The sequence below is a fragment of the Paractinoplanes bogorensis genome, from assembly GCF_018829635.1.
Classification (GTDB): Bacteria; Actinomycetota; Actinomycetes; order Mycobacteriales; family Micromonosporaceae; genus Actinoplanes; species Actinoplanes bogorensis.
Map to the genome: position 1 here is coordinate 189,575 of NZ_JAHKKG010000015.1, position 14,912 is coordinate 204,486.

Genomic DNA, 14,912 nt, shown 5'->3' on the forward strand with positions numbered 1-14,912 from the left:
GGGCTGGTCGGACCATGCACCGTCGGCGGATGAGCCCCGTCACCGATCGGGTGAGAGGTCACCTCGAGAGGCCGGAAGAACATCGGCCTCATCCGATTTATTGATAGCGCCGTCGCCGTCGGACGGGTTTTTGGCCACGATGGCCAGCACGCCTCGATAGGCCCGCACGGCCAGAGCCACATCCCGCAGTCCGCGCGTATCCCCGGTTCGGGTGACGACAAAAGCGAGGAGGCCGAGATAGGCAATGAAGCCGACCAGAACGATGACGGCAACAATCACAATGGATGTCTGCACGGCCTGCCCCCTCGAACACCTGTCGCCGTCGAATTGCGGCAAACGAGAAGCCCATCAGGGCGGGAGGAGCAGGACCAACAAAGGGCGCGGAAACAACCCGGAAAGAATGTAGCAGTGTGGACCGCCGGGCGCCACCCACGCCCACCCGAAGGGGTTCAGCGACGACGGGGCGGAGCCGCCCAGACGAAGCGCGGCGCGGCGGCCGGCAGGGCGAGAGCGCGGTAGGACGGCTCGACCGGCCGGCCGCGGTCCGGCGGGCGCCAGATCGGCGGCGGGCCCCACCAGATGACCCGTTCGCCGGTCGGCTGAGGCAGGACGGGGAGGGGCGGCGCGGCCAGGGCGTGCCGGGGCGCCTGGCCCGGCAGAGCGGCAGGCTCGGGCTCGGGCGAAGCCTCGACGTGTGTGGCACTCGTCGCGGGCGCGGTGGCCAGCACGATGGCGGCACCGACGGTGAGGACACAGGCGGCGCCGGCGGGCAGCAGCCAGCCATCGCGGACGGTGTCACCCAGGAAGACGACGGCCACGATGGACGGCGCCATCACCTCGGCCGTCCAGTGGATCGCGGTGACCGGGCCGACGTCGCCGTGTTGCAGTGCGTGGGCATACAGCGTCATGCCCGTCCCGGCGAAGACCAGCAGGGCGGCGATCAGCGGCTCGGTCAGCAGGGCAAGCGCGGTCTGCCCGGCACTGACGCCCTCGGGGATCGGCAGCGACCGGCCGACCAGGGCGGCCCCACCGAGGGAGAGACCGGCGCAGGCCGCGATGACACCGCCGGGAGCGTCCACCTTGACCGCGCCGTAGCCGACCAGCACCATCGCCGCCGCCGCGCCGCACAGGGCGAAGCGCAGCTCGCTGGGCGTGTGCACCTCGCCCTGCGGGGCGGCCGAGAAGGCCAGGAAGGTCAGCGAGACGATCGTGACGAGAATGGCGAACGAGTCGCGGCGGCGCAGGCGGGAACCGAGCCAGATGCGGGCGCCGAGCACGGTGAGGGCGAGCGAACCGGCCAGGATCGACTCGACGACGTAGACGGCCAGGGTCTGCAGCGCGATCATGGCGCCGACCCAGGCCAGGATGTCGAAGAAGATGCCGGCCAGGTAGAGCGGGTGGGCCATGGTCTGGGCCGTGCCGCTGCTGCGGCGGGCGCCGACGGCCTGGAGGATCGAGGCAGTCGCATAACAGAGCGACCCGACCATGACGATCGACAACGCGACCCAACTGGCCCCGGTCATCGCCGGAACCCGATCTTGTGACGCTTTGTCGATCGAGCAATCACGATCTGATGATAGGCGCTAGACAGTGGCCGTGGCGAGCACTTGGCCCGCGAACGTCTCGGCCTGCACCGCGGCGACGTCGGCCGGAGCGACCAGGGCGCTGCCGTCCACGGTGGTCGGGCCCGGCGAGCTGACCAGCCAACTTCCGGCGAACTCGCGGCCGCCGTCGTTGGCGATCACGAACAGCCGGCACTGCGTACCAGCCGGGACGCCTTCGATGGTGGCGCTCAGCCGCACCCAACCGGCGGCCGGAGTGACAGTCACGTTCAGGCCGGGGCCGGTGAGCACACGAGGTGCCGCCGCCGCTGCCACCGCGGCGGAAGAATCCGCAGGAACGGTGGAACGACCGAAATAGAGGCCACCCAGCAGGGCCAGGACAGCCGCGGTGACACCGGCCAGAAGGTAGACAGCGCGGCGCCTGAGATGAGAAGAGCGACCCTCCGCCCGTACGCGGGAAAGGGTGTTCTGCAAAATCTCGTCACCGCCGGGCGGCGGGCCCTCGAGGAAAGCTTCGGGCGGGATCTCGCCGAGCCGCTCCTCCATCTCGCGCAGACCGCCGACCTCACGCCGGCACTGCGGGCAGTCTTCGACGTGGGCGTGCACGGCGGCCCACTCATCGTCGTCGAGCACACCCAGGGCGTACGCGCCGAGCTGGTCGGTCTGGTGCCCGTTCATGAGACTCCCGTCGGTTCGGCCGCGGGCGCCACCGCCTCCCGCAACCGGCGTAACGCCTCGGAGCTGCGGGACTTCACCGTCTCGGCCGGAAGACCGAGCGACGCCGCCGCCTCTTTGACGTCACGCCCCTGGAAGTACAACTGGTTCAACACCTCGCGCTGCTCGGGCGGCAAGGTGCCCACCGCGGCGAGCATCTCGAGCGGGTCGGCGGGCGCGTTCGCCACCTCCCGCAGGGCCGAGAACAGATGCGCCCGTACGGCTCCCCGGTCCTCGCTCAGCGCAGAGTTCGACGACCAGGCCCGCAAGAGCGTTTCCCGTACGATCTCCGCCGCCACCGCCCGATCCCCGCTGAGCCGGGTCGCGTACGCGAGCAGCGCCGCCCCGTGCTCGGCGAACAGCCGGCGGACGAGCACCTCACCGGCCACCTGGTCGCGTCGGTTCACTCCCCCACCCGAAGGACGGAGATCGTGTTGTCGCCGCCGTTGGACACGTAGGCGCGGCGACCGTCCGGCGACACCCCGACCGTACGGGGGCTCTTGCCGACCTTGACTGTGGCCGTGAGCGTGCCGGTGGTTCCGTTGAGCACAGAGACCGTGCCGTCGAACTCGTTGACCACGTAGCCGAAGCGGCTGTCGGCCGAGAACGCCACGCTCTGCGGATCACGGCCCACCTTGAACGGCCCGATGCGCTTGAGGCTGACCGTGTCGATCAGGTCGGCCGTATCCGCCTCGTAGCCCGCGACCAGGGCCATCCGCCCGTCCGGGGAGACCGCGATGCTGTGCGGCGCCTTCGACACTCCGATGTTGCGGATCACCGTGTTGGTCCGCATGTCGATCGCCGACACCATGTTGGACTCGTGGTTGGCCGTGAACGCGCGCATCTGGTCGCCCGAGAAGCCGACCGCGTGCGGGTTCGGGCGCACCGGCAGGTCGGCCTCCATCCGCAGGGTGCCCGGGGTGAAGATCTCGAGCCGGCCGTCGCTGTGGATCGGCACCCAGAGCTTGTTGTCCGGGGCCACGGCCAGCGTGTACGGCATGTGGCCGGTGTCCAGGTACTTGATCACCTTGCGACTGCGGGTGTCGACGACCGCCACCCCGCTGCCGGTGTGCTTGTCGTCCTCGTACATCGACACGAACACCGTGCGGCCGTCGCGGGAGACGGCGACGAAGCGCGGCGTGTTCCGCAGCTGCACCGAGGACACCTTGCGGGTCGTCGCGTCGACCACGGACAGGATGCGGCTGTTCTGGTTGGCCACATAGACCGTGCGGCCGTCGGGCGAGACGATCACGCCCTCGGGCTCGGCGCCGACCTTGATCGTGCCGATCACGGTGGGCTTGGCGACGCTCTGCACCCGTTCGGCGGCCAGCGGGACCTTGGTGATCCCGGGTTCGGCCGTCTCCTCCAGGGTGACCGCGCCCTGGCCGCTGGGCTGCGGCGCGGCGACGACCGGGGCGATCGGGTTGCGGCGGCCGTCGAGCAGGGTCATGGCGACGCCCGCCCCACCCAGCACGACCAGTGTGGTCAGGATGGCGACGAGAACGGTCGTGCCCAGTTGACGCCGGGCGGGCGGGGGCGCCGGGAGGACGGTGACGCGCGCCGGGCCGTAGTCATTGGCCACCATTCCACCGTCGTACGTGCGCATGCCCTCGGGCTCACCGCCGCGGCTCACCGCCGGCTTAGGAGGTGGCGGGCTCGCCCACGCTCCGGCCGCGACAGCGCTCGCCACCTGACCGGTGACCCGGACCTCGGCCCAGCCGGCCGGGCCGCGGACGGTGACCGACCCGTCGAGCCAGTCGGAACGCGGCAGCCACATGATCCGCAGCGTCCGGTCGTTGATCATCGCGCGCAGCCCCGGACCCGACACGGTCACGGTGGCACCCGCGACGGCCAGCGGCGGACCCTCGACCCGCACGTCGGCGACCAGGCGTGGCGTCTCGGCGGCGACCGTGCCGAAGTCGATGCGCTCGGGTTCGAGCCGGACCGCGGTGCGCTCGAGAGCGGCGGTGGCCGAGGCCGAGACGCTGCGGCTGTCGTCCTCGGTCATCTGCTGCAACGCGTGCCGCGCGGCAGCCGCCATCATGAGATCGGCGCCCCAGGCCATCCGGGTCAACCCGTCGACCGCGGTCAGACGAGACTCCCGGATCGGACTGCCGATCTCGGTCAACACACTCTGCGGTAGCCTATTTTCACTCATAGTGTCCCCGCGATCATCATGTAGTGACGAACCTCCACATGGGAAGACGCGAGCCGAGATTGGCACTCTCGCTAAGATCCGCGCCGTGACTGTCACCCTCACCGACCTGGCCGGTTACATCGACCGCGATCTCGACGCGGATCTCGCCCGCTGGTTCCCCGACGACGAGCCGATCACCCTCGAGGAGGAGGTGCGGCCGGTCGAGCCGTTCCTCGACCGGCTGAGCCCGGCCGGCGCGGCGGCGCTGGCCGCCTTCGACCGGCGGGTCCGATCGGGCGCGATGCCGCAGTTCATGGACATCGCCGACTGGGTCTACGGCTTCGACTTCGAGGCCAACGGGGTCGAGATCCTCGACTCCGACTACGAGACCGAGCTGACCGACGACGACGTCTATTCGATCGGCGCCGACGGGAGCGGCAACTACTACGTGGTGCTGACCGACGGGCAGGTCGCCGTGTGGTTCCACGAGGACGGGGCGCTCGAGGAGGACACCCGCTTCGACAACCTCGATGTGTTCGTCTGGACGATGGTGCGCTACCGGGCCGTACGCTCCGGGCGCCTCGACCGGGCCGAGGTGGAGGACGACTTCCGGGCCCTCGGGCAGGACGGCGTGCTGCACGAGGAGCTGGGACTGCTCAACTCGTTACGGCCGATCAAGCGTTGAGCCGCCAGATCGCGAAGTTGAGCGCCGTGGCGAAGGTGACCCAGGCCCAGTAGGGCAGGAGCAGCAGGGCAGCGGCGCGGCGGACCCGCCAGAAGGCGACCACCGTCGCGCCGATCGCCAGCCACATCACCACGATCTCGGCGAAGGCCAGGCCGTACTGCCCGGCGCCGAAGAACAGCGGCGTCCAGATCGCGTTGAGCACGAGCTGAGCCGTGAACAACCAGAGCGGCCAGGTGAAGCCGACCCGCTGCCAGGCGAGCCACCCGGACAGCGCGATCATCACGTAGAGCACGGTCCAGACCGGGCCGAAGAGCCACGACGGCGGCGCCCAGGCCGGCTGCTGGAGCCCGTTGTATTCGGCGCTGGTGCCGGCCACGCCGAGCCCGCCGATCGCGGCCGCGACGAAGACGGCCAGGCCGAACCCGGCCAGCGCGAGCCAGCGGCGACGAGGGTGGTGGTGGGGCAGGCGCAGCGCGGCTTGGCTCATATCCCCAGTTGTTCCCGGCCCGGACCCGGCGAAACGTGCGGCCGACTCGGCCACGCCGCCCGGATCACGGCAAGGGCGCCGAAGGCAGCGGCGGCGACCGCACCGGCCGGGATCAGCCACGTGGGCAGGCCACCGACGTCAGTGCTCGACCGCAGCGATATATATCGTCAACCGGGCTATGTCGCCCGGTCAGGATTCGCAGACGTGCACAAACGCCACTCGTTGATGGAGTTTTGAGATTTCGCTCCTACAGTCGATGAATGGAGATGGAGGTGCTCCGGCCCTCGGGCGCCGGGCCGACACCACCCACCGAGACCGAACCCGCGCCGCCGCGCTGGTGGCAACGCCGCGAGCTGCGCCGCAAGATCCTGATCGGCGCCGTCGTGATCTGGGCCGTCGCCCTCACCGGCTTCGTGGTGTTCCGCGGCAACGGCGGCACCCCGGCCCAGGCCCTCCCGTCGCCCTCCCCCTCGGCGTCCGACGCGCCACTCACCGTCCCCGAGGTCTATCAGGCGCTGCGCCCCTCGGTCGTGTCGATCACGGCGAGCGGCAGCGGCGCGGGCACCGACACCGGCACGGGCGTGATCGTCAACGCCGACGGCACCGTCCTGACCGCCTTCCACGTGGTCGAGGGGGCCAAGACCATTTCCCTCTCGTACGCCGACGGCACCGAATCAGCCGCAGCCATCGCCTCCTCGAGCAAGGCGCAGGACATCGCCACCCTCACTCCCGAAAAGCTGCCCGAGACGCTGGTGCCGGCCACGCTCGGCGGCGGCGCGGCGATCGGCGACGACGTGGTGGCCATCGGCAACCCGCTCGGCCTCACCGCCACCACCACCAGCGGCGTCGTCTCGGGGCTGGAGCGCACCCTGAACCGGGACGAGGGCGGCGCCATCGCCGGGCTCATCCAGTTCGACGCCGCGGTCAACCCGGGCAGCTCGGGCGGCCCGCTCATCAACGACCAGGGTCAGGTGGTCGGCATCGTGATCGCGCTGGCCAACCCGACGGATGCAGGCACCTTCATCGGCATCGGCTTCGCGGTCCCGATCGGCACCGCGCTCGGGGCCGGCGAGGGCGACGGACAGAACCCACCTCTGTAGAAAAGGACCCATGCATGTGGAATGACGCCCCGCCCGCCTCGGCCGGTCCGATCGAGAAGGTGCTCTACGAGGTCAAGAAGACCATCGTGGGCCAGGACATGCTGCTCGAGCGGCTGCTCGTGGCGCTGCTGGCCCGCGGGCACATCCTGGTCGAGGGCGTGCCCGGCCTGGCCAAGACGCTGGCCGTGAAATCCCTGGCCGAGGCGATCGGCGGCGACTTCCACCGGGTGCAGTTCACCCCCGACCTGGTGCCGGCCGACATCGTCGGCACCCGCGTCTATCACCAGCCGACCGGCGAGTTCCAGGTGCAGCTGGGCCCGGTCTTCACCAACCTGCTGCTGGCCGACGAGATCAACCGCGCGCCCGCCAAGGTGCAGTCGGCCCTGCTCGAGGTGATGCAGGAACGCCAGGTCACCATCGGTCGCGAGACCCACAAGGTGCCCAACCCGTTCCTGGTCATGGCCACGCAGAACCCGATCGAGACCGAGGGCACCTATCCCCTGCCCGAGGCGCAGACCGACCGCTTCATGATGAAGGTGATCGTCGGCTATCCGAGCGTCACCGAGGAGTTCGTGGTGGTCGAGCGGGCGCTCGGCGCGGCCGCGGTCATCCAGCGCATCATCGATCCGGAGACGCTGGTCGGGCTGCAGCAGGAGGCCGACCGGGTGTACGTCGACCCGTCGCTGATCGAGTTCGCGGTGCAGCTCGCCCACGCCACCCGCGAACCGGCCCGCATCGGCCTGACCGACCTGGCCCGCTACGTGACGTTCGGGGCGAGTCCGCGATCGTCGATCAGCCTCGTGCTGGCCGGGCGGGCGCTGGCGTTCATCCGGGGCCGCGAATACGTCGTACCGGAAGATCTGACTGATTTGGCCCTGGACGTGATGCGGCATCGGCTGGTGCTGTCCTACGAGGCACTCTCGGACGATGTGACCGCCGATCTGATTCTGCAGAAGGTGCTGGCCAACGTGGCGATTCCGGAGCCCGCGGGCCGAGGCCGCTGAGATGACCTCGCCGCCGGACCGGTTGCTGCGACGCCTGGAGTGGCGGCTCGGCCGTCGCCTCGACGGGCGGCTGCAGGGCAACTACCGCACGGTGTGGCACGGCGCCGGCATCGACTTCACCGACCTGCGCCTCTATTCGGCCGAGGACGACGTACGCCACATCGACTGGAACGTCACCGCCCGGCTCGACGAACCGTATGTGCGGCAGTACACCGAGGACCGCGAGCTCACGGCATGGCTGGTGATCGACCGCTCGGCGTCGATGCGGTTCGGCCGCGAGAAAGGCAAGGAGTCGACCGCCACCGAACTGGCCGTCGCCATCGCGCGACTCGTCTCGCGCGGCGGCAACCGGGTCGGCGCGATCCTGTTCGACAACCTCAGCCACCGGGTGATCCCGCCGCGCGGCGGCCGTGACCAGGTGCTGCGGATCGCCGGCGAACTGCTGCGGCCCGCACCCAGGGGCAAGCCCGGTGCGACCACCGACCTCAGCGCCATGCTGCATCTGGCCGCGACCACCACGGCCAAGCGGCGCAGCCTGGTCTTCGTGATGAGCGATTTCATCGGCGACCCCGGCTGGGACCGTCCGCTGGCCCGGCTCACCCACCGGCACGAGGTGGTGGTGGTCCGCGTGGTCGACCCGGCCGAGGTGGAACTGCCCGACCTCGGGATGATCCTGGTCGAGGACGCCGAGACCGGCGAGCAGCTGCTGGTCGACACGAGCGACCCGCTGCTGCGCGGGCGGCTGGCCGAGCAGGCCGGGGCCCGCGAGGACGAACTGGCCGCGGGCATGCGCCGGGCCGGGGTCAGCGCCCAGCGCATCACCACCGATCAGGACATGCTGACCGTGCTGGTCGACATGGTGAGCCGCTCGGGACGGGATCGCCGGTGAGCTTCTCCTACCCGCTCGTGCTCGCGGTGGCCGTCCTGGTCACCGCGGCCGCCGTGATCGCCTACGTCAATCTGCAGAAGAGACGCACGACTGCGCTGCGCCGGGCCGGGTTCGCGCCCACCGGCCGGTTCCGACGGCATCTCCCGTACGGGCTGATCCTGCTCGCCCTCCCGATCCTGCTCGTCGGTCTGGCCCGTCCCGAGGCCGAGGTCAGCGTGCCCCGGGTGTCGGGCACAGTGCTGCTCGCGTTCGACGTGTCCAACAGCATGCGGGCCACCGACGTGCAGCCGTCCCGCCTCGGCGCCGCCCAGGCCGCGGCCAAGGAGTTCGTCGACGCCCAGCCCGACACGGTCGACGTCGGGGTGCTCGTCTTCGGCGACCAGGCGCTGCTCACCCAGGCCCCGACCGACGACCACGCCGCGTCGCTGGCCGCGATCGGCCGGCTGTCGGCCGGCGGCGGCACCTCGCTCGGCCAGGCCATCCTGGTCGGGCTGGGCACCATCACCGGCAAGCCGGTCACCCTGCCGGCCGCCGGCGAACCCGCACCCGACCTGGGCTACTGGCCCTCGGCGACGATCGTGGTGTTCTCCGACGGGCAAGAGACGGGCGGACCCGACGTCGAGGCCGCGGCCGAACTCGCGGCCGCCGCGGGCGTCCGGATCCAGGCCGTCGGCGTGGGCACCGAACGCGGCGCGACCGTCGAGGTGGACGGCTTCCAGCTCGGCACCGCGCTCGACGCGTCGCTGCTCACCGCGGTCGCGCAGACCACCGGCGGCGCCTACCTGCCGGCCGGCGACGCGGACACCCTCACCGACCGGACCAAGGCGATCGACCTGCGGCTGACCGCCAAGAAGGAACCGCTGGAGCTGACCGCGCCGTTCGCCGGTGCCGCCCTGCTGCTGCTCATGCTGGGGGCCGTGCTCGGCACCCGCTGGCACGGAAGGATCGTCTGATGTCGTTCAGCTGGCCCTGGGCACTGACCGCGCTGCTCGCGGTGCCGCTGCTGCTGGCGATCCGCTGGTGGCTCAACCGGCGCCGCAAGCGCTCGGCGATCACCGTCTCCAGCGTCGCGCTGATCAAGGCGGCGATCCCGGGCCGCACGTCGTGGCGGCGGCGCATCCCGGTCTTTCTGTTCCTGGCCGGCCTGCTGTCGCTCGGCTTCGCCCTGGCCCGGCCGCAGGCGTCGATCTCGGTGCCGTCCAACAGCACCTCGATCCTGCTGGCCATCGACGTATCCGGGTCGATGTGCTCGACCGACGTGCAACCCAACCGGTTCACGGTGGCCACCGACGCCGCCCGCAAGTTCATCCGCGAGCAGGAGGACGGCACCCGGATCGGGCTGGTCGCCTTCTCCGGCATCGCGGGCCTGCTGGTGGCGCCCACGACGGACAAGAACTCGCTGCTCGACGCGATCGACACCCTACGTACGGCCCGGGGCACGGCGATCGGCCAGGCCATCCTGACCTCGATCGACGCGATCGCCGAGAGCAACCCGCGGGTGGCCAAGACCGGTGTCGACCTGAGCACGTCCCCCGGCGCATTGGGCGACTACGAGCCCGACACGATCGTGGTGCTGACCGACGGCTCGAACACCACCGGCGTCGACCCGGTGACGGCGGCCCAGCAGGCGGCGGCCCGCCGGGTGCGGGTCTACACGATCGGGTTCGGCACGACCGAGCCGGCGCCGATGGTGTGCACGGCCGACCAGATCGGCGGCGACTCGCCGTTCGGCGCCGGCCAGGGCTGGGGCGGCGGGCGTGGGGGCGGCCGCAACCAGGAGATCGACGAGCAGGCGCTGACCCAGGTGGCCGACACGACCGGCGGCCGCTACTTCCGGGCCGAGGACGCCGACCAGCTCGTCGGCGTGCTGACCGACCTGCCGCGCGAGTTCAACCTGCGCAAGCAGGACGTCGAGATCACGTTCTGGTTCGTGCTGGCCGCGTCCCTGTTCGTGGTCACCGCCGTCGGCCTGAGCCTGTGGTGGCAACGCGCCCCCGGATCACCCGTGCGAAAGCCGCCACCCGCCACCCGTCCCGCAGGCTTGTGAGACGCCGAGAAGACCCCGTAGCAACTGGTTCACAAGCTTGAAGGTTCAGCTGACCGCCCTTGTCGTAGCTGGTCTACGCGGCATCGTTATGGCCGCCTGCCAGGTGGCGACAACGTGGATCACGGCACGGAAGGATCTTTCCGTGGAGAAGGAGTGGACTCCCCCTTCGTCGAGGATGTGGTGCAGGTTGGCCGGGCGGCATTCGCGGTGAGGTTGGTCAGTGTCGTCGATTGCTGCTGTGGCCAGGGTCCAAGGATTACTGGGCGCCGTCCTCGAGGTAAAGGGTCGCGCCGGCGGCGCGGGCCTTCTGCGCGGCCGTCATGCGGCGGGCCAGGCGTGGGATCAGGAACGGCGCGGCCTCGGCGTCGGTGCACCAGCGGTGACTCCGGAGCTCGTCGGCGGGCAGAGTGATTTGCTCGCACTGGTCGGGCGACAGGGTGCCGCCGTCGAAGACCAGCATCAAGCCGTCGGGACGGGTCGGCTGGTCGGCGGGCGGCGGGGTCCAGTCGATCACCAGCAGGGTGGTTACCGGCAAGGTCAGTCCGAGCTCCTCCTGCAGCTCGCGGCGGACGGCCGTCAGCGGGGACTCGCCCGCCTCGACCAGGCCGCCGGGGATTTCCCAGGTGTCCTTGTAGGTGGGCTCGACGACCAGGAAACGGCCGGAATCGTCGGTGATGAGCGCGCCGGCGCCGACCAGTTTGCGGGGCAGGGAGGCGAAAAAGTCACCCGTCGTCATGCCGCGAAGCTATCTGACGCACAAAGGGCAGTGACATCAACACGGAGAGTGTTGTAGACGTGCGACACATAGTGCCCGCATAGACGGCGGCTCGGAATTCCTCAGGCTCGGTTTCTAGCTTTTCGGCGGGAACCGAGGAAAGGGAATTCGCATGTCACAGGTATTCGTCGACGCGACCGGCCGGCGTAAGCGGATCGTCGGGGTCACCGGCTTTCTGGTCGCGTTGTTCGCCACGCTCTATCTGGCCGTCATCGGGGTCAGCGTGGCCCGGGCCTCGGGTGCGGAACTGACCACCAAGGCGACCGTCACGACCACGGCGACGCCGAGTGCGAGCGCGTCCGCTAGCTCTTGAAAGCGGCGAACAGTTTCGTGAACTGATATTCGGTCTGCGTGATGCCGCTGCAGGTGGGACTGACCGAGCCGTCGGTGCAGCCGCCGTTGTCCCGGTTGACCGACCAGAAGCGGACAAAACCGAGACCCTGCTTTTCCCCGTACGCAATAAGGGTCTTGACGTTCGCCACAGTGGTGACCGGACCGGTGTCGTTGACCCCGATCATCGGAGTGACGCCGAGCATTTTGTAGACGGCCGTGTCGTCGAGATCGGACCAGACCGCGGCCACATCGGCTTTCACGGCTTCGGTGGCCGTCGTCATGGCCGTGCCCCAGTCGCCGGACGCGCTGAAATTCATCGTCATCGCGTTGACCGTCACGTCCAGCCCGGCCGTCTTCGCCGCCTGGAGCAGGGCGATGCTGGCGTCGGTCAGACCCTGCACGGTCCCGCCGACGGGCACGGTCAGCGTGATCGACGTGCCGCGATCCGCTTGCAGCGTGGTCAGCGCCTGAACGACCGTGGCCGGCGTGATGCTCTGCTCGATGTCCACGTCGAGGTGGTTGCTGCCGGCCGCGTCGAGGGCGGCGGCGTACTGCTTGGCGAGTTCGTCGGCCGTACAGACGCTCTCGAGATAGGTGCCGGTCGCGCCCCCGGAGGAGACCACGGGCGTACCACCGAGGGAAGTCATCTTGTCGATCTCGGTCTGGACCGTGCTGTCGTCCAGCGCGGTCGTGCCGCCCCAGGTGGCCGTGCAGGCGCCCGAGCTGTTGGCCAGAATGAAGGCCAGCGTGTAGCTCTTCTGCCCGGTCGCCTCGGCGGCGGCGCTGATGTCGACCGTGCCGCTCACGATGTCGATGTAGGGCGCGACCGCGGGCGGCACCCCGGCCGACGAGGGCGACGCGGTGGCGGTCGTCCCGGCGTCCGGGCTGTCGTCGGCCGAGCAGCCCGCGACGCCAACCGCGACCAGGAGCAACAAGGCCGCTGCGAGGCGCATTTCGCCACTATCCCACCCGATCGCTCAGGTCTGCGCCGGATATGCCGATAAGGGCGAGTGACTGTCGATGCTCCGGCCCGGCGGCGCCTACGGGTGCCCCAGCCGCGCTGGATCGTGCTCGTCGTCGTGCTCCTCCTCTTCACCGGCATCCTGCTGGTCAACGGTCTGGTCGAGGGCGAGTTCACCCAGGACGGGGCGGCCGATTCGACGGCGCAGACCGACCAGGTGCCGGCCGCGGCGCTGAACGGCGGCCCGATCATCCAGACCGGCGGTTCCACCACGTCGACCGTGAGCGTGCCGGACAAGCAGATCGTGCTCACCTTCGACGACGGCCCGAGCCCGCAGTACACGCCCGAGATCCTGGCCGTGCTGAAGAAGTACGACGTACCGGCCGTGTTCTTCATGATCGGCTCGGAGATCAGCAAGTACCCGGGGATCGTCCGCGACGTCCGCGCCGCCGGGCACGAGATCGGCATCCACACGTTCACCCACCCGGACATGTCGACCAAGGGGCAGTGGCGGCGCGACGTCGAGATGTCCGAGACGCAGTTCGCGCTGGCCGGGGCGACCGGGCACGACAGCCTGATCTTCCGGCCGCCCTACTCGTCGACCGTGGACGCGCTGGACAACAGCAACTGGCAGGTCATCGCCGAGATGGGCGGGCGCGGCTATCTGACCGTGGTCAACGACCTGGACAGCCGGGACTGGGAGACCAGGAGCACCCAGGCCGACATCGTCGACGCCGTGCTGCCCGGGAACAACGCCGGGGCGATCGTGCTGTTCCACGACGGCGGCGGCAACCGGTCGAAGACGGCGACGGCGCTCGAGACGGTCATCCCGACGCTGAAGAACGAGGGCTACACGTTCACCACGATCGCCGCGCTGACCGGGATGGAGACGGTGAACCCGGTCGCCACCGCGGATGAACGCGTCTTCGGGTGGGGCATCGTGGGGGCGGTGCAGGTCGCCCGTACGGTAACCAACGGTTTTGCCGCCCTGCTGCTGGTGCTGGGCATTCTGATGATCGCGCGGCTGCTCCTGATGCTGGTGCTCGCGCGCCGCCATGCTCGTCGTGACAAGTCCGATGCCGAGTACCGCGATCCGGTGACCGTGATCGTGCCCGCGTACAACGAGAAGGAGATCATCGCCGAGACCCTGGCCTCGCTGGTCGCGAGCACGCACCCGATCCGGATCATCGTGGTGGACGACGGTTCGACCGACGGCACGGCCGAGATCGCCGAGGCGTTGGGCCATCCCGGCGTACGGGTGCTGCGGCAACCCAACGGCGGCAAGTCGGCGGCTCTCAACAACGGCATCGCGCACGCCGACACCGACGTGATCGTGATGATGGACGGCGACACCGTCTTCGAGCCCGATACCGTACGTATCCTCGTGCAGCCCTTCGCCGCGGCCGAGGTCGGCGCCGTGGCCGGCAACGCCAAGGTGGCCAACCGCACCGGCATGATCCCGATCTGGCAGCACATCGAGTACGTCGTCGGCTTCAGCATCGACCGCCGGGCCTACGACGTGCTGCACTGCATGGCCACCGTGCCCGGGGCGATCGGCGCGTTCCGGTTGGAGGCGCTGCGCCAGGTCGACGGGCTCAGCGAGGACACGCTGGCCGAGGACACCGACCTCACCATCGCGATCATCCGGGCCGGGTGGCGGGTCGTCTACGAGGACAGGTCCCGCGCCTGGACCGAGGCGCCGGCCACCATGTCGCAGCTGTGGCGGCAGCGCTACCGGTGGAGCTACGGCACGATGCAGGCGATGTGGAAGCATCGCCGGGCGATCGTCGAGCGTGGTCCCGGCGGCCGGTTCGGGCGGCGCGGCCTGCTCAACCTGGCCCTCTTCCAGACCTTGATGCCGCTGCTGTCCCCGCTGATCGACGTGTTCCTGCTCTACGGCCTGATCTTCCTCGACCCGGTGATGACGCTGGCCGCCTGGTTCGGCGTGCTCGGCATCCAGTTGATCAGCACGATCATCGCGTTCCGGCTCGACGGCGAATCGCTGCGCCCGCTGTGGCGGCTACCGCTCCAGCAGTTCGTCTACCGCCAGCTGATGTATCTGGTGCTGATCCAGTCGATGCTGTCGGCGCTGTCCGGTCTGCGGCTCGGCTGGCAGAAGCTCCGGCGTACGGGCGGGCTGAGCGCGCTGATGCGGTCCTGACTTCGCCCTCTCTTCGCCGATCGGACACGGCCGCTTGACCCGCCGCACGACCGGCGG

At 70.0% G+C, this 14,912-nt stretch carries 16 protein-coding genes; 8 read left to right on the top strand and 8 right to left on the bottom strand.

Annotated features, from left to right (window positions below; all coding sequences use genetic code 11):
- Positions 1 to 39: 39 nt before the first annotated feature.
- The 5 genes from KOI35_RS39520 to KOI35_RS39540 all read right to left on the bottom strand — a co-directional run bounded on the left by KOI35_RS39520 (position 40) and on the right by KOI35_RS39540 (position 4,407).
- Positions 40 to 294, bottom strand: coding sequence for a hypothetical protein (locus KOI35_RS39520; RefSeq protein WP_215794456.1), 255 nt, complete (start codon positions 292 to 294; stop codon positions 40 to 42).
- Positions 295 to 449: 155 nt separating this feature from the next.
- On the bottom strand, positions 450 to 1,523 hold the full coding sequence (locus tag KOI35_RS39525; RefSeq protein ID WP_215794458.1) for a DMT family transporter: 1,074 nt from the start codon (positions 1,521 to 1,523) through the stop codon (positions 450 to 452).
- 60 nt (positions 1,524 to 1,583) lie between these two features.
- Positions 1,584 to 2,240 (bottom strand): zf-HC2 domain-containing protein, encoded by a 657-nt coding sequence (locus KOI35_RS39530; protein WP_215794460.1) that lies wholly within the window; start codon positions 2,238 to 2,240, stop codon positions 1,584 to 1,586.
- On the bottom strand, positions 2,237 to 2,683 hold the full coding sequence (locus tag KOI35_RS39535) for a sigma factor-like helix-turn-helix DNA-binding protein (RefSeq protein ID WP_308121351.1): 447 nt from the start codon (positions 2,681 to 2,683) through the stop codon (positions 2,237 to 2,239). Before KOI35_RS39535 ends, KOI35_RS39530 begins: the two co-directional genes overlap by 4 nt.
- On the bottom strand, positions 2,680 to 4,407 hold the full coding sequence (locus KOI35_RS39540) for a YncE family protein (protein ID WP_308121352.1): 1,728 nt from the start codon (positions 4,405 to 4,407) through the stop codon (positions 2,680 to 2,682). Before KOI35_RS39540 ends, KOI35_RS39535 begins: the two co-directional genes overlap by 4 nt.
- 112 nt (positions 4,408 to 4,519) lie before the next feature.
- Here KOI35_RS39540 and KOI35_RS39545 point away from each other — a divergent pair, with 112 nt between their 5' ends.
- A complete protein-coding gene (locus KOI35_RS39545) occupies positions 4,520 to 5,098 on the top strand; it encodes a hypothetical protein (protein WP_215794465.1) in 579 nt (192 codons plus the stop codon).
- Here KOI35_RS39545 and KOI35_RS39550 read toward each other — a convergent pair.
- On the bottom strand, positions 5,088 to 5,585 hold the full coding sequence (locus KOI35_RS39550; protein WP_215794467.1) for a TspO/MBR family protein: 498 nt from the start codon (positions 5,583 to 5,585) through the stop codon (positions 5,088 to 5,090). The two genes, KOI35_RS39545 and KOI35_RS39550, sit on opposite strands and share 11 nt — an antisense overlap.
- A 260-nt stretch (positions 5,586 to 5,845) precedes the next feature.
- Between KOI35_RS39550 and KOI35_RS39555 the strand changes: the two genes are divergently transcribed.
- The 5 genes from KOI35_RS39555 to KOI35_RS39575 are packed head-to-tail and all read left to right on the top strand — an operon-like array spanning position 5,846 to position 10,625.
- A complete protein-coding gene (locus KOI35_RS39555) occupies positions 5,846 to 6,685 on the top strand; it encodes a S1C family serine protease (protein ID WP_246614509.1) in 840 nt (279 codons plus the stop codon).
- Positions 6,686 to 6,699: 14 nt separating this feature from the next.
- Complete coding sequence (locus KOI35_RS39560) at positions 6,700 to 7,689, top strand: AAA family ATPase (protein WP_215794470.1); 990 nt, start codon at positions 6,700 to 6,702, stop codon at positions 7,687 to 7,689.
- Position 7,690: 1 nt separating this feature from the next.
- Entirely contained in the window at positions 7,691 to 8,578 is an 888-nt protein-coding gene (locus tag KOI35_RS39565; protein WP_215794473.1) for a DUF58 domain-containing protein, read from the top strand.
- A complete protein-coding gene (locus KOI35_RS39570) occupies positions 8,575 to 9,531 on the top strand; it encodes a VWA domain-containing protein (RefSeq protein ID WP_215794475.1) in 957 nt (318 codons plus the stop codon). Before KOI35_RS39565 ends, KOI35_RS39570 begins: the two co-directional genes overlap by 4 nt.
- Positions 9,531 to 10,625 carry a VWA domain-containing protein gene (locus tag KOI35_RS39575; RefSeq protein ID WP_215794477.1) on the top strand — a complete coding sequence of 365 codons (1,095 nt, stop codon included), beginning with the start codon at positions 9,531 to 9,533 and terminating at the stop codon, positions 10,623 to 10,625. Before KOI35_RS39570 ends, KOI35_RS39575 begins: the two co-directional genes overlap by 1 nt.
- Before the next feature lie 256 nt (positions 10,626 to 10,881).
- Here KOI35_RS39575 and KOI35_RS39580 read toward each other — a convergent pair whose 3' ends face one another.
- Complete coding sequence (locus KOI35_RS39580) at positions 10,882 to 11,361, bottom strand: NUDIX domain-containing protein (RefSeq protein ID WP_215794479.1); 480 nt, start codon at positions 11,359 to 11,361, stop codon at positions 10,882 to 10,884.
- A 151-nt stretch (positions 11,362 to 11,512) separates the two neighbouring features.
- On the opposite strand from KOI35_RS39580, the gene KOI35_RS39585 reads away from it, so the two are divergent.
- On the top strand, positions 11,513 to 11,713 hold the full coding sequence (locus KOI35_RS39585) for a hypothetical protein (RefSeq protein ID WP_215794481.1): 201 nt from the start codon (positions 11,513 to 11,515) through the stop codon (positions 11,711 to 11,713).
- On the opposite strand, the gene KOI35_RS39590 is transcribed toward KOI35_RS39585, so the two are convergent.
- Positions 11,703 to 12,686 carry a glycoside hydrolase family 18 protein gene (locus KOI35_RS39590; RefSeq protein ID WP_215794483.1) on the bottom strand — a complete coding sequence of 328 codons (984 nt, stop codon included), beginning with the start codon at positions 12,684 to 12,686 and terminating at the stop codon, positions 11,703 to 11,705. The two genes, KOI35_RS39585 and KOI35_RS39590, sit on opposite strands and share 11 nt — an antisense overlap.
- A 57-nt stretch (positions 12,687 to 12,743) precedes the next feature.
- Between KOI35_RS39590 and KOI35_RS39595 the strand changes: the two genes are divergently transcribed.
- Positions 12,744 to 14,855, top strand: coding sequence for a bifunctional polysaccharide deacetylase/glycosyltransferase family 2 protein (locus KOI35_RS39595; protein WP_215794485.1), 2,112 nt, complete (start codon positions 12,744 to 12,746; stop codon positions 14,853 to 14,855).
- Positions 14,856 to 14,912: the final 57 nt, after the last annotated feature.